The sequence below is a fragment of the Trichlorobacter lovleyi genome (assembly GCF_015239775.1).
Lineage (GTDB): Bacteria > Desulfobacterota > Desulfuromonadia > Geobacterales > Pseudopelobacteraceae > Trichlorobacter > Trichlorobacter lovleyi_B.
Genome location: NZ_CP058409.1, coordinates 333,844 through 356,192, shown reverse-complemented (window position 1 = coordinate 356,192; position 22,349 = coordinate 333,844). Strand labels below are relative to the sequence as shown.

Sequence of the window (22,349 nt, the reverse complement as noted above, 5' to 3'; positions counted from 1 at the left end):
ACGATACTACAACCCCTGTATGGATTTATTAGCCCACCTCAATACGCCGCAGAAACAGGCCGTACTGCATACTGAAGGCCCGCTGCTGATCCTGGCCGGTGCCGGTTCCGGCAAGACCCGCGTGATCACCCACCGGATCGTGCATCTGATCCGGGAGCACGGCATCCGCCCCTGGAATATCCTGGCCGTAACCTTCACCAACAAGGCCGCCAAAGAGATGGCCGAACGGGTGCAGCACCTGCTCGGCTCCCATGACACCCCGTTGATTGCCACCTTCCACGCCACCTGCGGCCGGATCCTGCGCCAGGATATCCATCAGCTCGGCTATGAGTCCTCCTTTGCCATCTATGATGACAAGGACAGTGAACGGCTGCTGAAGGATGTTATCAAGGAGCTGAATCTGGATGACAAACGCTATCCGGCAAACGGAATCGGTGCGCGGATTGATGACTGCAAGAACCGCGGGCTGCTGCCGGACGAACTGCCGGCGGGGGATCTCTGGAACCAGCAGTTCATCAGGATCTATGCCGCCTATCAGGAGCGCCTCAAGCGCTGCAATGCCCTTGATTTTGGCGATATGATCCTGCAGACCGTACGGCTGTTCGAGCAGTTTCCCGAGGTTTTGTCCCGCTGGCAGCACCGTTTTCAGTGGCTGCTGGTGGACGAGTATCAGGATACCAACCCGGTGCAGTACCGCCTGATCCGCCTGCTGGCCGGTGAACGCCAGAACCTCTGCGTGGTGGGGGATGATGACCAGTCAATCTACTCCTGGCGCGGGGCCGATATCCGCAACATCCTGGAGTTTGAAAAGGACTTCCCCAAGGTCAGCGTGATCCGGCTGGAGCAGAACTACCGCTCGACCCCCACCATCCTGCAGGCGGCCGGGGCCGTGGTGGCCAGAAACTTCGGACGCAAGGCCAAGACGCTCTGGACGGATAATCCGGATGGTGAGCCGATCCGCTGCGAGCGGCTGGAGTCCGACCGGGCTGAGGCCCGTTTTGTTTCATCAGAGATCGCCCTGTTGCAGCGCAACGGGCTGCCGTTGTCGGAGATGGCCGCCTTTTACCGCACCAATGCCCAATCCCGCCTGCTGGAAGAGGCGCTGGCCGCCGAGGGGATCCCGTACCATATCGTGGGCGGTGTCCGGTTCTATGCCCGGCTTGAGATCAAGGATATCCTGGCCTATCTGCGCCTGTTGGAGAATCCGTCCGATGATGTCTCGCTGAAGCGGGTCATCAATGTGCCGCCCCGCGGGATCGGGGCAGCCACGGTGGAACGGGTGGCGGAACTGGCCAGACAGGGACAGCTCACCCTGTTTGAGGCCTTTGAGCGGGCAGTGGACTCAAACCTGCTGGGCTCCGGCCCCCGCAGCAAGGTGGCGGCCTTTGTGGAGCTGCTGCAACGGTTCCGGCGGGTTGCTGCCACCACAACCATGCCTGAACTGGTTCGAGCCATACTGGAAGAATCCGGTTATCTGGCACGCTTAAGGGAAAGCCGGGATGAAGAGGACAGCGAACGGCTGGAAAACCTGGCCCAGCTGGTCTCGGCAGTGGAGGAGTTCAGCACAGCCAACCCCGAGGCCGGTCTGGCCGACTTTCTGGAACAGGTGGCACTGGTCTCTGACCTGGAGCGGGGCGAGGCGGGTAGGCCCTCGGTGACCCTGATGACCCTGCATGCAGCCAAAGGCCTGGAATACAAGGCGGTCTTCATGGTGGGGATGGAGGAACGGCTTTTTCCCCATGTCCGCTCACTGGACGACCCGGACGGCATGGAAGAAGAGCGCAGACTCTGCTACGTGGGAATGACCAGGGCCCGGGAACGGCTCTACCTGCTGTATGCCCGGCGCAGGATGATCTTTGGCCAGGAGCAGGCCAACCTGCCTTCACGCTTTTTAAAGGAGATCCCGGCGGAGCTGATGGAGCGCAATCATGTCTCCTACAGCCCGGAACCGGCCCCGGCACCTCAGCACACACGTTCTTTTTCTGCTGCCCCCTCCCACAACCTTGCCGCGGTGGCTTCGGCCATTGCCGAGGTGGAGATGGTGCCGGAGCCGGGCGATGACTATGGCAACGGCATCTATGTCGGGCTCAAGGTGCGCCATGCCAAATTCGGGCTCGGCACCATCCGCAAGATTGAGGGCAAGGGGGACGACCAGAAGGCGATCGTCTGGTTTGCCGGTTGCGGCCCCAAAAAACTGCTGCTGAGATTTGCCGGACTGGAGCGGGCATAGGCCATGGAATCAACACACCTCAACTATGAACTGGTGCTGGAAGCCCAGGACCGCCTGCGCAAACGGGTCCGCCATACGGAGCTGATCAGCTCCAACCACTTCAGCCGACAGCTGGGCTACCCCCTGCTGCTCAAATGCGAAAACCTGCAGACCACCGGGGCCTTCAAGCTGCGCGGCGCCATGAACTTCATGACGGCCCGTGACCGCAGCGAACTGGCCCAGGGAGTGACGGCAGCCTCGGCCGGCAACCATGCCCAGGGGGTGGCCTATGCTGCTGACCTGCTGGGGGTACCGGCCAAGATCTTCATGCCGGAAAGCACGCCGCCCCAGAAGGTACAGGCCACCCGCGACCTGGGGGCAGAGGTGGTCCTGACCGGCGCCAACTTTGATGAATCCTTTGCAGCAGCCCAGGCAGACAGCAACCGGTGTGGGACCGTATTCATCCACCCCTTTGATGATCCGCTGGTCATGGCCGGTCAGGGCACCATCGGCCTTGAGATCATGAAAGACCTGCCGGACCTGGCCAACCTGCTGGTGCCGATCGGCGGTGGCGGTCTGCTGGCCGGCATTGCCACGGCCATCAAGGAGCATAACCCCCAGGTGCGGATCATCGGCGTGGAATCAGCGGCAGCCCCCTGCATGTACCGGGCCGTGCATGACAACGCCATTGCCGAAGTCCCGCTGGGCACCACTATTGCCGACGGCATTGCGGTCAAAAAGGCCGGTCAGATAACCACGCCGATCATACAACATCTGGTGGATGACCTGGTGCTGGTGGAAGAGGAGGAGATTGCCCTGGCCATTGTGGCGTTGCTGGAAAAAAGCAAGCTGTTGGTGGAAGGGGCCGGAGCCGTCCCCCTGGCTGCCCTGCTGAATGGCCGTGCCAAGGGAATCCGCGGGAAAACGGTCTGCCTGCTCTCCGGCGGCAATATTGATGTCCGCACCCTGGCGCTGGTGGTGGAACGGGGCCTGCTGGCAGCAGGCCGTTACCTGAAGCTACGGATCGAGATGCAGGACACCCCCGGCGCCCTGGCCCATCTGGCTACTGACCTGGCAGAGGCCAAGGCCAATATTCATGACATTACCCATGATCGCCGCACCAAGGGGCTGGTGATGGGTACCACCGCCGTACAGCTGCTGCTGGAGACCCGTGGCCAGGAGCATGCCCACGAGGTGCTCGGCCTGCTTGCCAAGCGCGGTTATTCTGTCACAACGGAGCAGTAAGCTATCATGCGGATACTTGTTACCGGCGCAGCCGGCTTTATCGGTTTTCACCTCTGCCAGCGCCTGCTGGCACGGGGCGATGCGGTCCTGGGGCTGGACAATCTGAACAGCTACTATGATGTCAGCCTGAAACAGGCCCGGCTTGCACAACTGCACCCCCACCCCGGCTTCAGCTTTGTACAGGCAGACCTGGCAGACCGCCCGGCAGTTGAGCGTCTGTTCAGCTCGGAGCCGTTTGAGCTGGTGATTCATCTGGCAGCCCAGGCCGGTGTGCGCTACTCGCTGGAAAACCCCCATGCCTATGTTGACAGCAACCTGGCCGGCTTTATGAGTATCCTGGAAGGCTGCCGTCATGCCGGAGTCAAGCACCTGGTCTTTGCCTCCTCAAGCTCGGTCTATGGCGCCAACAGTACTACCCCCTTTTCTGTTCACCAGAATGTCGATCACCCTGTTTCACTCTATGCAGCCACCAAAAAGGCCAATGAACTGATGGCCCACAGCTATGCCAGCCTCTTCAGCCTGCCGGTCACCGGCTTGCGGCTGTTCACGGTCTATGGCCCCTGGGGCAGGCCGGATATGGCCTATTTCTCCTTTACCAAGGCCATTCTGGAAGGCAGACCGATCAACATCTTCAACCAGGGCAGGATGCAGCGGGATTTTACCTATGTTGATGACATCGTGGAAGGTATTATCCGCATCGCAGACAGGCCGGCAACGGCAAATCCGGCCTGGTCCGGTGCGCAACCTGATCCCGGCAGCAGCTTTGCACCCTATCGCATCTACAACATCGGCAACAACAAACCGGTTGAGCTGTTGCAGTTCATTGAGACCCTGGAACACCAGCTGGGGAAAACCGCGCTGAAAAACTTTTTACCGATGCAGGCCGGCGACGTACCTGCCACCTTTGCCGATATCGATGAACTGGCTGCCGAGACCGGCTTCAGACCTGCCACCTCCCTGGAGGACGGCATTGCACACTTTGTTGCATGGTTCCGCTCGTACTACAACCGCCCCGTATAAATTGTATTGAAAGGAAAAACCAGCATGAACCGAAAAGGCATTATCCTGGCTGGCGGAGCCGGCACCCGTCTGCATCCGGCAACCCTGGCCGTATCGAAGCAGTTGCTGCCGGTCTACGACAAACCAATGATCTATTACCCGCTCAGCACCCTGATGCTGGCAGGTATCCGTGAGATACTGATCATCTCAACACCACAGGACACCCCTCGTTTTGAGCAACTGCTGGGTGACGGAAGTCAATGGGGGCTGGAACTGCAGTACGCCGTACAACCCAGTCCCGATGGCCTGGCCCAGGCCTTCATCATCGGCGAGCAGTTTATCGGCACGAGTCATTCTGCGCTGGTTCTGGGCGATAACATCTTCTACGGCCATGACTTTCATCAGCTGTTGGGCAATGCCATGCAGCGCGAATCAGGGGCATCAGTCTTCGCCTACCATGTCAATGACCCTGAACGGTACGGTGTCGTTGCCTTTGACGCTGACGGCAAAGCCGTCAGTCTTGAGGAAAAGCCGCAGCAGCCGAAATCAAACTATGCGGTTACCGGGCTCTACTTCTACGACAACAGTGTGGTGGAGCGGGCTCGCGAGCTGAAGCCGTCAGCCCGCGGAGAGCTTGAGATTACCGACCTTAACCGGCTCTACCTCGAGGAACACAGGCTGTCGGTTGAGATCATGGGCCGCGGCTATGCCTGGCTGGACACCGGCACCCACGAGAGCCTGCTGGAGGCAGGGCAGTTTATTGCTACCCTGGAAAACCGCCAGGGCCTCAAGGTCGCCTGTCCGGAAGAGATTGCCTGGCGCCAGGACTGGATCACGGCCAAGCAGCTTGAAAAGCTCGCTCTACCGCTTGCCAAGAACGGCTATGGCCAATACCTGATGCGGCTTTTGAAGGATCAGATACTGTAACTGTCACCACGACTACTGGAGATTTGGCATAGCCGGTAAAGGCACCACAACCGGGCAGCGGAACTCGGTAACCCAAATCAAGAACCGGATACCTCATTTGGGGCATAAAATTGTTCCCGCAATTGACCACAAGGACAACTTTATTTTTAACATATTGATTTTACTAAAATTAACATCAAATCCAAAACTTGGCATGACTACTGCTATAACAAAATTATCAAAATTCCTTTAGGAGGATGTACCCCATGAAAAAGATCATCGCTTCCCTGATCGCAACTGTTGCTTTCGCTGGTTTCGCTTTCGCTGCTGAGCCTGCTGCTCCTGCTGCTGCTCCTGCTGAGAAGGCACCTGCTGCTGAGAAGGCACCTGCCAAGAAGAAAGTTGCCAAGAAGAAAGCTGCTAAGAAAGCAGAGAAGAAAGAAGCTGCTGCTCCTGCCGCTGCTCCTGCTGCTGCTCCTGCTAAGTAATTGCTTCTTAGCCAAGCGTAAAAAGGCCGCATCCTCCGGGATGCGGCCTTTTTTTATCCAAACAGGGATGGCTCCGCAGGCAGAAACGGCTCCAGCCGTCTGAAGAGCTGATGCAGCCGTTCGGCATACCAGGGGATATTCAGATCCGGGTGCGCTGGATCAAAGTCAGCAACCAATCGGCAACTTTCATGCACGATGACATTTTTTGCATGTCCTGACACGTAATACCGGATCTTGTCTCCCACACGCCAGGCCCCAGGCCCTGCAAGCGCCAGCTCGTACACCGCCGCCCGATTACGTTTCCCGCTTTGTACGGCCTGCAGATAGTTCTCCCGGGTATCCAGCACGGTTTCACTCCGCGTGACCCAGCTTACCGGGCAGGTATGATCCGTTAAACGCCGCAAAAACGCTTCATACAGCCGGCAAACCTGTTCCCCCTGACCGACCAGCACCAACCTGACCGCCTCCAGAAGAAACTCCCGGAGAAACGGCTCCATGGCACGGGAGACAAAACTGCTCCCCCTGACCACCATCTCCCCGCCCTGTTCCAGCAAGGCATAGTTATTCTGCTTGTAGACAAGCATGGCCTGATAGCGACCACTACAGTACAAATCTGCACCGCAGGGCAGAATCCCGGCCAGACGCTGGATCAGCATGTCGATTTCATCGTCGCCGTCATGTCCGGCCGGTGGCATGAAATAGATGCCCTGCAGATCAGCGGCCACCGGTTCCGCCCCCTGTTCCCTGAGCCAGTCGAGCAGATCCCTGACAAGCACATTCCTGAGGCGCTCAAGCTCTCCAGCCGCTACCGGGTCGGAAAACGGGTACTGCCCACGAGCCAGCAGTTCGGACCAGGCCGGTAAAAGCAACCTGCATGCTGCGTGCTTTTGCTTACCCAAGAGACGTTCCGGCTGTTCAGAGCAGAGTTGCAGCACGCTACGCAGTGCTGTTGGAAAAACACCCAGCTCGTCCCCGTGCGGGGCAATCCGGTAGGCCAGCATGATTGCAGCTGCCAATGCAGAGAGTTCGCAGTGAACAACAGGCCCCAGCCGTCCCCGCCGCAGCATCTGGCTGCCATTGTATTCGGCAGCCTTCCGCTGGGTAGCCGGGGCCGGTACCGCATGCTGCCGGAAGAGGTATTCACGCACCAGCAACGCATTGACTGCTGCCGCTGAGGTTCGGGAAAGCAGCCCCTGCAGACTGACAGGGTACAACTGGACCTGGCGATACCAGTAAGGTATCAGCAGCTGATACAGCGCAACCGTCTCCCTGACAGCAGACCGGAGAGGCTGCTGATCCGTAGCAAAGGACGTATTGCAGCCAAACCACGTTGCCACCTGGCGCAGCCCGCTGCCCGGCAGCGGCTGGACCTGCCGGTCATACTGGCGGACCAATGCCCGGGTATCAAGCACGGTACGGCCATAGACTTCAAAGCGCGGCCGGCCGGCATGGTGTTCCGGCATATGCTGCTGATACGGCTCAGTGCCGTTTCTGCCCCATTCAAGCCGTACCCCGTGCCTGCGGGCACGGCTGACAAGGCATGGCAGCTCATCCTCACTCAGCTGATAGCCGGTTATGACATCCGGGTCCTGTTCCTGGATGATCATGGTCAGACGCCTCAGCAGTTCCGGCTCCGTCAACTGATCAGCGCTGATCACCGCTTCAAAATCTGTCCCATTGCTGACTGCTATGGCAGTAATTGCCGCGTTTCCGCACGGATCATGCCGGGGCATCTGCATATCAGCCCGGTCGACGCTCACGGCAATGCAGAGCACCTTCAGGTCACGTGGCTCCAGGCCTTTAAAACAGGTGATCCCGCTTGCCACCAAAAACTGCTGGCTGCTCTCGGGAAAGGCGAACCACACTGCAGGCCTGTTTAACTGCTGCAGGTGTTCCCGCAACTGACACCAGTCACGCCAGCTGTCGAGCTGCACGAGCCAGCTGAGCCCGCCACTTCCTTGTAAGTGGTGCCGCCTGGTTGCGACAGGTACGGCATCGGCCAGGGCGGGATCTGCCAGTAGTACAAAGGGATGAAAGGGATGGTCTCGAAAGGTAACACCTGACTCACTGCGGGTAAAGACCCGGAAAAACTGGCCGACAGGCTCAAGTGCAACCACCCCGTCTACAGTGGCTCGGCTTCCTGATGCAGTATGCGGTGGGAGTTCGGAATACGGCATACCTGCAGTATACCGGTAAATCAGCAGCTGTCATCCAATCGAGCAAAAAAATCGGCGTTACCTGAAAGGTAACGCCGATTGGACAGCTTCGCACAGATTGTCAGTGCTGCTTATTTAGCATGCTTTGCCAGATAGCTGGCAACGCCCTCTGCAGTCGGCTTCATAGCTTCATCGCCCTGCTTCCAGTTAGCCGGGCAGACTTCGCCGTGGGTATCGGTAAACTGCAGCGCATCCAGCATCCGCAGTGCTTCGTCAACGCTACGGCCCAAAGGCAGGTCGTTAATGACGCAATGACGGACCACACCTTTCGGATCAATCAGGAACAGGCCACGCAGGGCAACACTGGCAGGATGCTCGATACCATAGGCCTTGGTGATTTCCTTGTTCAGGTCTGCAACCATCGGAAACTGAACCTGTCCAATCCCGCCGTCCTCAAGCTTGGTATTTTTCCAGGCCAGGTGGGTGAATTTTGAGTCGATTGAGATCGAGATCAGTTCGCAGTTGCGCTGCTTGAATTCATCCAGCTTCTTGTTAAAGGCCAGGATTTCAGAGGGGCAGACAAAGGTAAAGTCCAGAGGATAGAACAACAGATAGACATACTTGCCTTGGTAGCTGGAGAGGGATACCTGGCCAAATGAGTTGTCGGCCATAACGGCGTCGGCAGTAAAATCAGGAGCAGCCTTGGTTACGAGGGTACAGGTTGACATAGTGGTTCTCCTTGTTGGGATGGTGTAATTGATTGTATGAAATTGATACCAAGCAATCTGCCCGCTGTCAAGAGGATAAAAAGAGTCTTTTGATCTTTTTTTACAAATACGGCGTAAAAAGCCGCGCTGCGCCGTCCCGCAGTTTGATTGCCAGCGGCCGTGCCTCCAGTTCCTGCAGCGTCACCCGGTGTGATGCCACCAGCATGGATTCAAAATGCTTATTCAGAGTGGCAGTCATATCCCGATCGTACAGCGAAAGATTCAACTCGAAGTTAAGGCGGAAACTGCGGGTGTCCAGGTTGGCAGAGCCGATCAGGGCCCAGCTGCCATCCACCAGCAACAGTTTGGTATGGGCGAAAGGCGGGGGCTGCTCAAGAATCTGAATCCCATTCTTGATCAGTTCCCAGTGACTGGCACGTGAGGCCCAGGCCACAAACGGCAGATTATTAAGCTGCGGCAACACCAGTGTAATCTCCACCCCGCGCAGTGCAGCGGTGATAAGAGCCGTAACCATGGGGCGGTCAGGGATAAAGTAAGGGGTCATTATGCGGACCTGCTGTTTTGCCGTAGAAAGCGCCCCCATCACAATCCATTCCAGTTTGCGGAACTCCTTGTCCGGGCCATCGGCAATGGCTCGAACCAGGGCTGTACCACATTGATCAAGCACCGGGAAATAACGCACCTCATCAAGGCGCTGGCCGCTGACAAAATACCAGTCTTCCAGGAAAATACGCTGCAAGTCGCCAACAACAGGGCCGCGGACCTGAAAGTGCAGGTCACTGGCGGCGTGGGACAGGTCTGTTGTTGCCACGCAATGGTTGCTGCGAATGTTCATGCCGCCCGTAAAGGCGATCTTCCCGTCAACGATCAGCAGCTTTCTGTGGTTGCGCAGATTGATAAACGGCCCCTTGAAGAGCGGCAGGTAGTGACGGATATCAACACCACTGTCCTTCAAGGCAGCACGCGCAGTCACCGTGCTGTAACGCTCACCCATGGCATCCACAATGACCCGTACCGTGACCCCCCTCTGTACTGCAGAGGCAAGGCTGCTGACAAAATGCCCGCCGATCTGGTCTCCGTCAAAGATGTAGCTGCAAAGATGGATAGAGTCGCGAGCCTGCCTGATGGATTCCAGCATTGCCGGATACGCCTCTTCCCCGTTTTTAAGGGGAACAAGATGGTTGCCGGGATGGTTACGGGTTCTGACCACACGGTTGGTCAAGGTTTCAAGGTTATAAAACCCGCTGAAGGTATCCGGCAGGGCAGATAAAACTTTTGACTCCGGCGGAAAGAGATCATGGATATCAAGACGACGACCGCTTTTATGCCAGCCATGCGCACGCCTGGTAATACGGTTAATCCCCAATAGCCAGTAACAAAAGGAACCGATAACCGGCAGGCTGAGGCTCAGGCTGACCCAGACCAGGGCCGAGCGCGGATCACGCTTGTGCAGCAGCGCATGCCCGGCTGCCCAAATCGCAGCAGCCAGCGCAGCCCCCAAAACGACCAGCAGGGTCAGATCATCAACTATGGTTTTGTCACGCCAGGTCAATGATGATATCGCCGTTTTCAATCCGGACTGGCCAGGTTTTAAGCGTAAACTCAGGGTGATCTTTGCAACTGCCATCCTTCAGTTCAAAGCGGTAACCATGGCGTGGACAAGCAAGGTGGGAGTCTTTAAGCAGTGCTCCTGCCATTGGAGCCCCCTGATGTGGACACTCGTTTTCAACCGCGTAGATCGTGCCTTTCAGATTGACCAGCAGAATCTCCTGGTCTCCAACCGTTATCTGCTTCTTACCAAGATTGGGCACCTCTTCCAAACGTGCAACTACCGGCATGATTCATCCCCCTTCATAGATAGATTGATTTTATAAGCGTACCACAGTTCCTGAAATGATCAAAACCAGCGTGAATGCCGAACATCTAAGCTCTTCATCGCTTATTGTGCAAATGATTTAAGCTGAAATTGATTAAAAACAATCAACAAAGCAAGTTAACACACGCAATAACAGCACCTTACAGGTGTGGCACAATCAATGCTAGTAGTAACAGCAGACAGGCGCCATACGGCGCAGGCACTTATAACGCCGCTGTCCTCCTTCTTTTACCGGGGGCGTCAGGCCCCCGGGCTTTTTTTGTGAACGACGTGCAACAGCAGCATATAAAAATTAGCAGCAAGAACCGAAAGGAGGCTGGCACCATGAAACTGGTAGAAGCGATCATCAAGCCGTTCAAGCTGGACGAGGTCAAGGACGCCCTGAACGAAATCGGTATTGAGGGGATCACCGTTAGTGAAGTAAAGGGGTTTGGCCGACAGAAAGGACATACCGAGCTCTACCGTGGTGCCGAGTATGTGGTTGACTTTATTCCCAAGGTCAAGATCGAGCTCGCTGTTTCCGATGAGCTGGTGACCAAGGTGGTGGAGACAATTCAGAATACCGCCAAGACCGGCCGGATTGGTGATGGCAAAATCTTTGTAATCAGCCTGGACGAGGCAGTACGGATCCGCACCGGAGAAACCGGCAGCGAAGCTATTTAACAGGGCTAAAGAGTTTTATCATAAAATAGATCATAGGAGGTTAGGTATGAAACTGAAGCACGCTCTCTTTGTTGTCATGTTTGTACTCTTCGCCGGCATGGTGGGTATCTCCGCCATGGCTGAAGAGAAGAAGGATGCTGCCCCAGTAGCGGCAACCGCTGAAGCCCCGCAAGCAGCTGCTACAGCCACACCAGCCATAGCAACTCCAGCTCCTGTCGCTGCTGCACCGGCAGCGACAGCAAAGCCCCCTCTAACAGCTGATGAGGTTCAGACCAACCTGAACTTTGTCTGGACATTAATCGCTGCCTTTTTGGTCTTTGTCATGCAGGCCGGTTTTGCCATGGTGGAGATCGGATTTACCCGCGCCAAGAACGCCTGTAACATCCTGATGAAAAACATGATGGACTTTTCAGCTGGTGCCATTGCCTACTGGGCAATCGGGTTTGGCTTAATGTTCGGGGTTAGCAACGGTTTCTTTGGCACAACGCACTTTTTCTTTTCCGGTGTAGGTGAGGCTGATCAACCCTGGAATTTTGCCTTCTGGATGTTCCAGGTAGTTTTTGCCGCAACAACTGCCACCATTATTTCCGGTGCGGTTGCGGAACGTACTAAATTCAGCGCCTATATTGCTTATTCATTTGTAGTCTCTGCCGTTATCTATCCAATATTCGGTTCATGGGCTTGGGGCAGCCTGTACAAAGGTGCTGGCTGGCTGGCAGGACTTGGATTCATTGATTTTGCCGGATCAACAGTAGTTCACTCTATGGGTGGGTGGCTTTCCCTTGCTGGGGCACTTATTGTTGGGCCCCGTATTGGCAAATATGACAAAAATGGCAATATGCGCCCTATTCCTGGTCACAATATCCCATTGGCCGGTCTGGGTGTTTTCCTGCTCTGGTTCGGCTGGTATGGATTCAACCCCGGTTCAACAACAACAGGCAACAACACCATCGCTATTATTGCTGTAACCACCACGCTTGCTGCAGCAGCGGGCGCCAACTCTGCTATGTTCTTCACCTGGCTTAGGTTTGGCAAGCCCGATGTCGGTATGACCATGAACGGTGCCCTAGCAGGTCTTGTCGGCATAACTGCCGGTTGCGCCAATGTCTCGCCGCTTTCATCTGTCATTATCGGACTGGTTGCCGGTGTACTGGTTGTTTTATCGGTCATGTTCTTCGATAAGATCAAAATTGATGATCCCGTCGGCGCAATATCGGTGCATGGCGTTTGCGGCGCATGGGGCACCTTAGCCGCAGGTCTCTTTAATACTGCCGGATTCAGCATCAAACAGGTTGGTGTGCAGTTGGCAGGAATTGGCGCATGTTTTCTCTGGGCCTTTGGTTGCGGCCTGATCCTCTTCAAGGTTATTGACCTGGTGATCGGTATGCGGGTTTCAAAGGAAGAAGAGATGGCCGGGCTTGACATGGCTGAGCACGGTGCTTCGGCATACCCTGATTTCCAAACAGTTCACTTTGGAGCTATGTTTAACCCGGATGAGGGCAGCAGTAAGGACAAATAGTTACATCAGTAGTACATTCACGGGCAGTATTTCACGGCCCACAATCAGCTGAGCATGCTGATTGTGGGCCTTATTTTTACCTTCTCAAGAGACAAACCTTACAGTCATTTAATTATTGTTCACAAATTAAACCAATGCATGCAACAAAATGCACCACTGACCAAAATACCCTCACCCTGACTAATAATTACGCCGACATGACTACTAGATAGGCAAATAAGTCACTGTATCAACCTTCCATGCCCTACTTATAGACATATCCACCTGTTTTTATGGCATTTTCAAAGATGGCACGGCTAGTGCTATGGAAATAACCGACAGGCGCCTCAGGGCGTGGGCATGACAAACGCCGCTGTCCTCCTTCATGTACCGGGGGTGTCAGGCCCCCGGATTTTTTAGCCACAACGCAGGAACACTATACACACTCAGAAGGATCGAAAGGAGGCTGACACCATGAAACTGGTAGAAGCGATCATCAAGCCGTTCAAACTGGATGAAGTCAAGGATGCCCTGAACGAAATCGGCATCGAGGGAATCACGGTCAGCGAGGTCAAGGGATTCGGACGCCAGAAAGGCCACACGGAGCTGTACCGTGGCGCCGAATATGTCGTTGACTTCATCCCCAAGGTAAAACTGGAGATCGCTGTTTCTGACGACCTGGTGGCCAAGGTGGTTGAGAGCATCCAGAACACAGCCAAGACCGGTCGCATCGGTGATGGCAAGATTTTTGTCATCGGCCTGGAAGAAGCCGTACGTATCCGCACCGGCGAGACCGGTGGCGAAGCAATCTAAACACACATCAAGAAGCCATTTAAATAGTCAGGAGGCTGGTTATGAAACTCAAGCATTCACTCATTGTTGTCATGTTGACCCTCTTCACCGCTCTGGTAGGCGTATCTGCCATGGCTGAAGAGAAAAAAGATGCGGCGCCTGCTGCTGCAGTTGCAACTGAGGCGCCCAAGGCACCTGAAGCGGCAGCTCCCGCAGCTGCACCGGTTGCCGCTCCCGCCGCTGCTGCTCCAGCAACCCCGCCAGACGTCAAACCGGTTCTGAACACTGGCGATACCGCCTGGATGCTGGTCTCTTCAGCCCTGGTACTGCTGATGATCCCCGGGCTGGCCCTGTTTTACGGCGGTATGGTCCGCCAGAAAAACGTCCTGTCCACCATGATGCACTCCTTTGTTGCCATGGGTATTGTCGGCGTACAGTGGGCCGTAATCGGCTACTCACTGGCCTTTGCACCTGACATGGGCGGTATGGGCCTGATCGGCAACTTCAGCAAATTCATGCTGAACGGCCTGATCGTGATGAAAGATGCCGCATCCGGCACGGTGGAGTGGACCCTCTTCCAGAACTACACCAAAGAACCCGGCGCAATCCCGGAGCTGGTCTTTGCCATGTACCAGGCGATGTTTGCCATGATCACCGTGGCCCTGATCTCAGGCGCCATGGCTGAGCGGGTCAAGTTTTCAGCCTACTGCCTGTTTGTTCTGCTCTGGACCACCCTGGTCTATGATCCGCTGGCACACTGGGTCTGGATGACCGACGGCTGGTTGTTCAAGAAGGGCGCACTGGATTTTGCCGGTGGTACGGTTGTTCACCTCTCCTCCGGTATCTCCGCCCTGGTATTCCTGGCCTTCCTTGGCAAGCGTCACGGCTTCCCGAATGAGCGGATGGCCCCCCACAACCTGCCCCTGACCCTGCTTGGCGTAGGCCTGCTCTGGTTCGGCTGGTACGGTTTCAACGCAGGCTCCGCAATCGTTGGTGTCAACAACTCTGATGCCGCAGGCGGCTTGGCTGGTCTGGCCTTTGCCACCACCACCATCGCCCCTGCAGCAGCCGGTCTTTCCTGGATGATCGCTGAGTGGATGCACTCCGGCAAGCCCTCCGCCCTTGGATTTGGCTCAGGTGTTGTTGCCGGCCTGGTTGTAATTACCCCTGCTGCCGGCTTCGTACAACCCGGCGCTGCCCTGATCATGGGTGTGGCTGCAGGCCTGGTCTGCTACGGCGGCATCCTGCTCAAGGCCAAGCTGAAGTATGACGACTCCCTTGACGCCTTTGGTGTTCACGGTATCGGCGGCACCTTCGGCGCCATCATCACCGGCGTGTTTGCCACCGTAGGGGCAACCGGCCTGCTGGCTGGCAACGCCAAACAGCTGATGATTCAGTTGATTGCGGTACTGGCAGCCGGTGTCTACGCAGTGGTTGTAACCCTGATCATCACCTTCATCCTGGACAAGACCATCGGTCTGCGGGTAGAGAAGGAAGACGAAATCATGGGTCTTGACCAGACACAGCACAGCGAATCAGGCTACAACATGTAACAGCTGTAGCAGCACAGCAGCAACATCCGGGCCGGCCTTCACCTGGGGTGATGAGCGGCCCGGATTGATTTTTAGCGGAAGCACACAAAAAAATGCTTGCATTTGTCGGCATGCAGTGCTAATAAATTTTTTCCTTGCCCAGGTGGTGGAATTGGTAGACACGCAAGATTCAGGTTCTTGTGCTCGCAAGGGTGTGCTAGTTCGAGTCTAGTCCTGGGCACCATTCAAAGAAAATGCCTCCGAAGTGTAGACTTCGGAGGTTTTTCTTTTTCAGCAAGGGACCACCATGCCTCTGGATCTGTTGAGTGTTGAAAAACCGGCCCGCTACATGGGTGGCGAAATGGGATCGGTCGTAAAGCCGGTTGCTGATCTACGCATCGCCCTGGCCTTTCCCGATGTGTATGAAGTCGGTATGAGTCACCTCGGGCTTCGCATTCTCTATCAGATCCTGAATACCCAGGATGGCATTGCCGCCGAGCGCGCCTACACCCCCTGGCCCGACATGGCGGCCCAGATGGCAGCCGAGCAGGTTTCCCTCACCACCCTTGAAACAGCCACACCGCTCGCAGAGACCGATATTATCGGTTTTACACTCCAGTATGAGCTTTCCTGCACCAATATCCTGACCATGCTACGCCAGGCCGCCATCCCTGTGCGAGCTGCCGATCGCGCAGACGGCGGGCCGCTCATTATCGGCGGAGGCCCCGGCGCCTACAATCCCGAGCCGCTGGCCCCGTTCTTTGATGCCTTTTTACTGGGTGACGGCGAAGAAGCGGTGCTTGAGATCGCCCAGTGTGTACGAGACTGGAAACGATTGGGCAACAGTGACAAACAGGAGCTGCTCGCACAGCTTGCCGGCATCCCTGGCGTCTATGTGCCTTCATTTTTCAACCTTGTCTACCACGACGACGGCCGGGTTGCCTCAATACAGCCGCTAAAATCTGGCTACACGACCGTACGCAGACGTTTCCTGCCTGATATTGAAGCAGCCGCCTTTCCTGACAGCCCGATCATCCCGTTCATGAAGACCATTCACGACCGTGTTGCGATTGAGGTTGCACGCGGCTGTACCCGCGGCTGCCGCTTCTGCCAGGCCGGCTACATCTATCGCCCCCTGCGCGAACGTTCTCCGCAACGGATCAATGAGCTGATTGAGACCTCGCTAAAAAACACCGGCTATGAAGAGATCTCGCTACTGTCACTCTCCACCGGCGATTACAGCTGCATTGCGCCGCTACTGCAGGAGCTGATGGCCCGCCATGCCCAGGGGCGGGTTGCCGTTTCACTCCCCTCATTACGGGTAGGCACCCTGACCCCGGAGTTGATTGACGAAATTCGCAAGGTACGCAAAACCGGTTTTACCCTGGCACCTGAAGCCGGCAGCGAACGGATGCGCCAGGTCATCAACAAGGGGATCTCGGAACAGGACCTGCTTGAAGGCGCCTACAACATCTTTGCCGCCGGCTGGCGACTGATCAAGCTGTACTTCATGATGGGACTCCCCACAGAAACCCAGGACGACCTTCAGGCGATCCCCGAACTTGCCCGCCAGGTCAAAAACCAGGCCCGCCGTTCCGGTGGACAGGGTGAAGTCAACGTGGCGGTCAGCACCTTTGTGCCCAAGCCCCACACCCCTTTCCAGTGGCAACGCCAGCTTTCCCTTGACGAGACCCGTGATCGCCAGCGTTTTCTGAAGGATGAGATGCGGCGGCGCAAACTGAACTTCAAGTATCAGGATGCAGAACTATCCTTCATGGAGGGGGTTATTGCACGGGGAGACCGCCGTCTGGCCGACGTGCTTGAACGTGCCGTTGAACTGGGTGCCTGTTTTGACGGCTGGAACGAACATTTTTCTCTGCAGCGCTGGCTGCAGGCCTTTAGCGAGTGCGGCATTGATCCCAACTGGTATCTACGGGAACGGGACCAGAACGAACTGCTGCCCTGGGATCACCTGGATGCCGGCATTGACAAGGCTTTTCTGCTGAAAGAGCTTAACCGGGCCCACAGCGAGGCGGCAACCCCGGACTGCCGTTTTGGCGCCTGCTCCAACTGCGGGGTCTGCGATTTTAAAACGGTGGCCAACCGTGTTGTACCGGAGCAGCAACCCGCGCTTACCGCCAGCGGATTACCGGCGACTCCTGATGCAATTACCCAACGCCGCCTGCGGATGCGTTTCTCCAAGACCGGCCCGATCCGCTATCTGAGCCACCTTGACCTGATCAACCTCTTTACCCGTGCCGTACAACGGGCCGGTGTACCGATCCTGTACAGCCAGGGGTTCCACCCCCATCCACGCTTTTCCTTTGCCACAGCCACGTCGGTCGGCGTTGAATCACAGGCCGAGTACCTGGACCTGTTTGTGGGTGACATCGGGGCTGATGAGGCACTCCGGCGCCTTAACCAAGTGCTGCCGGCAGGCATCGCCATACTGGAATCACACGAGGTTGACCTGAAGGCCCCCTCGCTTTCTCCCTTGATTGAGGCCACCCGTTACCGGGTCACCCTGCCCGGCTATGACCCGGAAACGCTCCGGAACCAATGTGTGCAATTTATGGCACAGGAATCCTGGGTACTGGTACGCGCCAAAAAAGGTCAGCAGCAGACCATCGATCTACGCAGGGAAACCCGAGAGCTGAGCGCAAACGGGCACAGCCTTGAGCTCACCATCGGCCGGGGCAAGGCGATTGAACTGACTGCCGCCATCACCGGCCTGACACCTGATGCCTTAAAAACTGTACATATTGAAAAGACATCAGTTGTTTTTGTGGCATACTAAGTAAAATTTCATCCAACTTTTTTATAGAGGTATCACCATGGCATCAGAACTTGTTATTAACGTCACCGCCCATGAGACGCGCATCTCCTTGATTGAAAAGGGGACCATTGCAGAGCTGTATATCGAACGCACGCGGGAAAAAGGGATCGTCGGCAACATCTACAAGGGCCGGGTAGTCCGGGTACTGCCCGGCATGCAGGCGGCCTTTGTTGACATCGGCCTTGAAAAGGCGGCCTTTCTGTATGTGGCCGATGTGTTCGACGCCATTGAAGAGTATGAAAACCTGATGGATGGCGGCAAGAAGGAAGACCATCACGATGACAGCAGCGACCAGGAATTCAAGGTGCTGCATCCGATCGAAGACCTGCTGCAGGAGGGCCAGGAACTGCTGGTACAGGTTTCAAAGGAACCGATCGGCACCAAAGGGGCCCGCATCACCTCACACATCTCGCTGCCGGGCCGTCATGTCGTCTACATGCCCACCGTTGATCATGTCGGCATCTCCCGCAGGATTGAAGAGGAAGAGGAGCGGGAACGGCTGCGCGAAATCGTTGACCGCCTGCGCCAACCCGGCTGCGGCTTCATTGTCCGCACCGCATCGGAAGGCAAGACCGAAGAAGACCTGCGGGCTGACATGGAATACCTGGCCAAGATCTGGGCCGAGATCGTCAACAAGAAGGAGAAGGCAACGGCCCCCTGCCTGATCCACGCCGACCTTGATGTGGTGCAGAAGGTGGTCCGGGATATCGTGACCGATGACGTCAATCGTATTGTGATCGACTCCAAGGCCGACCATGACCGGATTGTGCAGTTTATCTCCACCTTTATGCCCAAGATGAAATCCTCCATCGAACTGTATGATGAGGAGGAGCCGATTTTTGACCAGTACGGCCTGGAGGTTGAAATCAGCCGCGCCCTTGGACGCAAGGTCTGGCTGAAATCAGGCGGCTATATCATTATCGAGCAGACCGAAGCGCTGACCGCCATTGACGTCAACACCGGCCGCTTTGTGGGCAAGCACAATCTGGAAGACACCATCCTCAAGACCAACCTTGAAGCGGTCAAGGAGATCGCCTACCAGCTGCGCCTGCGCAATATTGGCGGCATTATCATCATCGACTTTATCGACATGGAGAAAGAGGTCAACCGCGAGAAGGTCTATGCAGCCCTTGAAGATGCCCTCAAGAGTGATAAATCCAAGACCAATATCCTGAAGATATCCGAGCTGGGACTGGTGGAGATGACCCGCAAGCGGGTACGGGAAAGCATCGGCAGAATGATGTGTGAACCCTGCCCCTACTGTGAGGGGCGCGGCTACGTCAAGTCCAAGACCACGATCTGCCATGAGATCTTCAGGGAGTTGCGGCGCGAGATGCTGGATATCCGCGGCACAAAGGTCCTGCTCAGTGTCCACCCCCAGGTGGCTGACCTGCTCTATGATGAAGAGCGACGCGGGCTGGAAGAGCTTGAAAAGAAGTTTAAGAAGCGGGTCACAGTCAGGGCCAAGCCGGGCTTCCATCAAGAACAGTTCGAGGTGGTTATCAGCTAATCACCCCGGCTAGCAGCACTATTTGATCGTACAACGCAAAAGCGACGCAGGATTTTTCCTGCGCCGCTTTTATTTCTCTCAGCCTGTACTGATAAGCTTAGGCTGCCTTGCGGAGATCGCGATGATCAAGCTGCATGGTCAGGGCAACCATGGCTTCGCGCATGATGTCGGATACCGACTTATGGGTACGCCGCACCAAAGACTCAAGCTGCTCACGCTCTTCGTCACTAACCCGCATTGAAATCACATTATAACGAGGATTTTCTCTCATTCTGCCCATGTTGTCTGTTCTCCTTGGTATGGAAATGGTGGTGGTGTTTACGTTATGACTCCATATATGCCAACACCATGCCAAAACAGAAACAAACGCATTAAATACAATAATTTTAGGCTGTTACCAAATTAGACCATTCTCATCTTATTGTGCACAGCCTCTTTTATGTGCCACAATCGACACACAAAAGACAAAAGTATACACTATTCTAGAACGAGTTACCGTGGCTCATTAGACAACCTCCAAGCCCCGCTCCAGTTTGCGCTGTACCGCAATCCCGTTCTTTTCCAGCAGGCGGTAAAAAGTACGGCGCGGCACATCGGCCAGGCGGGCGGCCTTTGAAACATTCCCACCGGCCTCCTCCAGATAACGCAGAATCAGGTTACGTTCCAGACGCACCACATGGGTCTCCCGCTCAGCCTTAAACGAGGTCCGACGCACACCAGGCAGGACACCGGCCCGCTCTTCAAAGATTTCCCGGAAAATCGAAGGCAGATTTTCCAGACGCACCACCCCGTCTTGCGAAAGGACCGCGGCCCGTTCAATAATATTCTGCATCTCGCGAATATTACCGGGCCAGCGGTAATTCCGCATAGCGGTTACTGCCCGCTCTTCAATCCCGGTCAGGCGTTTATTCAGTTTTTTGCGCGCCTTCTCAAGGAAGTGGCGGGACAGGATCGGGATCGACTCCGGACGCTCCCGCAACGGTGGCAGGTCAATAGAAAAGACATTCAGGCGGTAGTAGAGATCCTCCCGGAACCATCCGTCCCGGACCCCTTGCTCCAGGTCCTTATTGGTGGCTGCAATCAGACGCACATTCACCCTTTTGACGGCAGTCCCCCCCACCGGCCGCACCTCGCCCTGATCCAGCAGGCGCAACAGCTCGGCCTGCAGCTTGGGGGTAATGTCACCGATCTCATCCAGGAAAATGGTGCCGCCATCCGCTGCCTCAAACAGACCTTTGCGATCAGCAATGGCACCGGTAAACGCCCCCTTCTTATGGCCGAACAGTTCACTTTCCAGCAGGGAATCCGCCAGCGTCGTACAGTTGACCGTAACCAGCGGCTTATCGGCCCGTGTACTCAGGCGGTGAATGGCCCGTGCCGTCAGCTCCTTGCCGGTACCGGTTTCACCACGGATCAAGACCGTTGTGGGGGTCGGCCCGACCTGCCGGATCAGATCAACAACAGCGGCATTTTCCCGATCATCACCAATGATCATATCCTCACCCAGCTGCTTGTCCAGCTCACGCGACATCAGTTCATACTTCTGCATCAGAAGGCCGCGGTCTTCCTCCATCTTGCGCAGGTTATAGGGCAGGCACATGCCGATATCGGCCAGCCCCTGGAACACGGCAACCGCATGTTCCCGACAGGTGGCATAGCCGCAGGCCCGGCAGTTCAACTCGTCTCCCTGGCTGAATTTTGCGGTGGCATGCAGTATTCTGCGCACATCGTCACTTTTCGGCGCAGGCAGTTTGATCGATTTATCCTGAAAGCTCTGGGAAAGCTGGGCAGGTGAGACCGCCGAGCGGTAATGGGCAGCGGTACGGTAGGGGATATTGCTGCTGTTATAGCGGATAATCAGATTGCGCTTGAAAAGGTTTGTCAGATCACGATTTTTTCCGGGTCCGTCAACACAGCCGCCATCACAGAAACGCAGGTCAACATAGCGCGGGCTGATCCGGCCGGCCGCCAGATCCCGGACAATCTCCAGGGTGTGGCTTTCCCCCTCAGCAGCAACGGTCTCCGTATCAAGAAAATCAGTGGCGATGTCCAGTGCCCGCAACGGTCCGCCGGAGAGGGTAAACATCCGCCCCTGCTGCGGATCAATGCCATCAAAGGCCGCCTCTGACAGATTTGCCGGCGTGATGCCGCGACGACGGAAAAAAAGCTCGATCTCACTGTAGGTCAGCACCACATCCACCAGACTGGCCACCTCAGGGGACTGAATTTCAAACTTTGCCGCAATGCAGGTACTGAGATAGACCACCCTGGCCTGCGGCCCCAACGCCTCTTTGATAAAGCGTCCCATTGCCACCATGGGTGAAACCACCGGCATCAGATTGGGTAGCAGCTTGGGGTAATGCCGTTCAATCAGATCAACCACCGCAGGGCAGTGGGTAGAGATCAAGGGGCGGTCTGTTCCGGCAATCTCCTGCGCGTAATGGGGGGCAATCATCCGGGCGCCATACGCCCCCTCATGCACCTCATGAAAACCAAGGCTTTTCAGGCCCGCAACCAGCTGGCCTGGCGTATAGGAATGAAAGAAGGCAGGAAATGAACAGCCCAGTACCGCCACAACCGGATCACCCGACGCCAGCAGTTCCTGGGTCTTCACCATCCGATCCACGACAACCTTGGCCTTCTGGGGACAATTCAGACAGTTACCGCAGCCGATGCAGCGCTCATAGATGATTTCGGCATAGCCCTCATCCACCTTGATCGCCTTGACCGGACAGGTCCGGACACAGGAGTAGCAGGTACGGCAGCGCTCTTTGTAGGTAATAATCGGTTGCATGGATTAAGCCCCCGGCAGAAGTTTAGGCTACTATACACTAGAATCACAACAATGTGTGCAACTTTTGACACATATTGTTTACGCAGTGTGATGGGGAGAGCGAAGGAGGCTGCCCGT

General features: G+C 56.1%; 17 protein-coding genes and 1 tRNA gene. 12 read left to right on the top strand and 6 right to left on the bottom strand.

The window, feature by feature from the left end:
* The first annotated feature begins 19 nt into the window (after nucleotides 1-19).
* The 5 genes from FY034_RS01725 (at nucleotide 20) to FY034_RS01705 (ending at nucleotide 5,847) form a co-directional block, all read left to right on the top strand.
* Nucleotides 20-2,230 carry an ATP-dependent helicase gene (locus FY034_RS01725; RefSeq protein WP_265553279.1) on the top strand — a complete coding sequence of 737 codons (2,211 nt, stop codon included), beginning with the start codon at nucleotides 20-22 and terminating at the stop codon, nucleotides 2,228-2,230.
* 3 nt (nucleotides 2,231-2,233) lie between these two features.
* Nucleotides 2,234-3,454 (top strand): threonine ammonia-lyase, encoded by a 1,221-nt coding sequence (ilvA, locus tag FY034_RS01720; protein WP_265553277.1) that lies wholly within the window; start codon nucleotides 2,234-2,236, stop codon nucleotides 3,452-3,454.
* Between the two features lie 3 nt (nucleotides 3,455-3,457).
* Nucleotides 3,458-4,474, top strand: a complete 1,017-nt coding sequence (locus FY034_RS01715) for an NAD-dependent epimerase (protein WP_322573240.1) — start codon at nucleotides 3,458-3,460, stop codon at nucleotides 4,472-4,474.
* A 24-nt stretch (nucleotides 4,475-4,498) separates the two neighbouring features.
* Nucleotides 4,499-5,380: a glucose-1-phosphate thymidylyltransferase RfbA gene (rfbA, locus tag FY034_RS01710; protein WP_265553273.1), complete on the top strand. Its 882-nt coding sequence runs from the start codon at nucleotides 4,499-4,501 to the stop codon at nucleotides 5,378-5,380.
* A gap of 245 nt (nucleotides 5,381-5,625) precedes the next feature.
* A complete protein-coding gene (locus tag FY034_RS01705) occupies nucleotides 5,626-5,847 on the top strand; it encodes a hypothetical protein (RefSeq protein ID WP_012468561.1) in 222 nt (73 codons plus the stop codon).
* A gap of 53 nt (nucleotides 5,848-5,900) precedes the next feature.
* Here FY034_RS01705 and FY034_RS01700 read toward each other — a convergent pair whose 3' ends face one another.
* The 4 genes from FY034_RS01700 to FY034_RS01685 all read right to left on the bottom strand — a co-directional run bounded on the left by FY034_RS01700 (nucleotide 5,901) and on the right by FY034_RS01685 (nucleotide 10,569).
* Nucleotides 5,901-8,024, bottom strand: a complete 2,124-nt coding sequence (locus FY034_RS01700) for a hypothetical protein (protein ID WP_265553271.1) — start codon at nucleotides 8,022-8,024, stop codon at nucleotides 5,901-5,903.
* Nucleotides 8,025-8,134: 110 nt separating this feature from the next.
* On the bottom strand, nucleotides 8,135-8,731 hold the full coding sequence (locus FY034_RS01695) for a peroxiredoxin (protein ID WP_265553270.1): 597 nt from the start codon (nucleotides 8,729-8,731) through the stop codon (nucleotides 8,135-8,137).
* Nucleotides 8,732-8,831: 100 nt separating this feature from the next.
* Nucleotides 8,832-10,283 (bottom strand): cardiolipin synthase, encoded by a 1,452-nt coding sequence (gene cls / locus FY034_RS01690; RefSeq protein WP_265553268.1) that lies wholly within the window; start codon nucleotides 10,281-10,283, stop codon nucleotides 8,832-8,834.
* Entirely contained in the window at nucleotides 10,270-10,569 is a 300-nt protein-coding gene (locus tag FY034_RS01685) for a Rieske (2Fe-2S) protein (protein ID WP_265553266.1), read from the bottom strand. The genes cls and FY034_RS01685 overlap by 14 nt, the downstream gene beginning before the upstream one ends.
* A 362-nt stretch (nucleotides 10,570-10,931) precedes the next feature.
* Here FY034_RS01685 and FY034_RS01680 point away from each other — a divergent pair, with 362 nt between their 5' ends.
* From FY034_RS01680 to rng, 7 genes are all read left to right on the top strand, one after another.
* Complete coding sequence (locus FY034_RS01680; protein WP_265553264.1) at nucleotides 10,932-11,270, top strand: P-II family nitrogen regulator; 339 nt, start codon at nucleotides 10,932-10,934, stop codon at nucleotides 11,268-11,270.
* A gap of 46 nt (nucleotides 11,271-11,316) precedes the next feature.
* Nucleotides 11,317-12,789 carry an ammonium transporter gene (locus tag FY034_RS01675; protein WP_265553262.1) on the top strand — a complete coding sequence of 491 codons (1,473 nt, stop codon included), beginning with the start codon at nucleotides 11,317-11,319 and terminating at the stop codon, nucleotides 12,787-12,789.
* Nucleotides 12,790-13,242: 453 nt separating this feature from the next.
* Nucleotides 13,243-13,581 carry a P-II family nitrogen regulator gene (locus FY034_RS01670; protein WP_265553260.1) on the top strand — a complete coding sequence of 113 codons (339 nt, stop codon included), beginning with the start codon at nucleotides 13,243-13,245 and terminating at the stop codon, nucleotides 13,579-13,581.
* A gap of 41 nt (nucleotides 13,582-13,622) precedes the next feature.
* A complete protein-coding gene (locus tag FY034_RS01665) occupies nucleotides 13,623-15,113 on the top strand; it encodes an ammonium transporter (RefSeq protein ID WP_265553258.1) in 1,491 nt (496 codons plus the stop codon).
* Nucleotides 15,114-15,249: 136 nt separating this feature from the next.
* Nucleotides 15,250-15,336 (top strand) — tRNA-Leu (locus FY034_RS01660).
* Between the two features lie 63 nt (nucleotides 15,337-15,399).
* Entirely contained in the window at nucleotides 15,400-17,889 is a 2,490-nt protein-coding gene (locus FY034_RS01655; RefSeq protein WP_265553256.1) for a TIGR03960 family B12-binding radical SAM protein, read from the top strand.
* A gap of 37 nt (nucleotides 17,890-17,926) precedes the next feature.
* Nucleotides 17,927-19,438 carry a ribonuclease G gene (gene rng, locus FY034_RS01650; protein WP_012468553.1) on the top strand — a complete coding sequence of 504 codons (1,512 nt, stop codon included), beginning with the start codon at nucleotides 17,927-17,929 and terminating at the stop codon, nucleotides 19,436-19,438.
* Nucleotides 19,439-19,535: 97 nt separating this feature from the next.
* Here the strand turns inward: rng and FY034_RS01645 are convergent, their stop codons facing one another.
* Nucleotides 19,536-19,718: a ribbon-helix-helix protein, CopG family gene (locus FY034_RS01645; RefSeq protein WP_012468552.1), complete on the bottom strand. Its 183-nt coding sequence runs from the start codon at nucleotides 19,716-19,718 to the stop codon at nucleotides 19,536-19,538.
* A gap of 225 nt (nucleotides 19,719-19,943) precedes the next feature.
* On the bottom strand, nucleotides 19,944-22,232 hold the full coding sequence (locus tag FY034_RS01640) for a sigma 54-interacting transcriptional regulator (RefSeq protein WP_265553254.1): 2,289 nt from the start codon (nucleotides 22,230-22,232) through the stop codon (nucleotides 19,944-19,946).
* Between the last annotated feature and the right edge of the window lie 117 nt (nucleotides 22,233-22,349).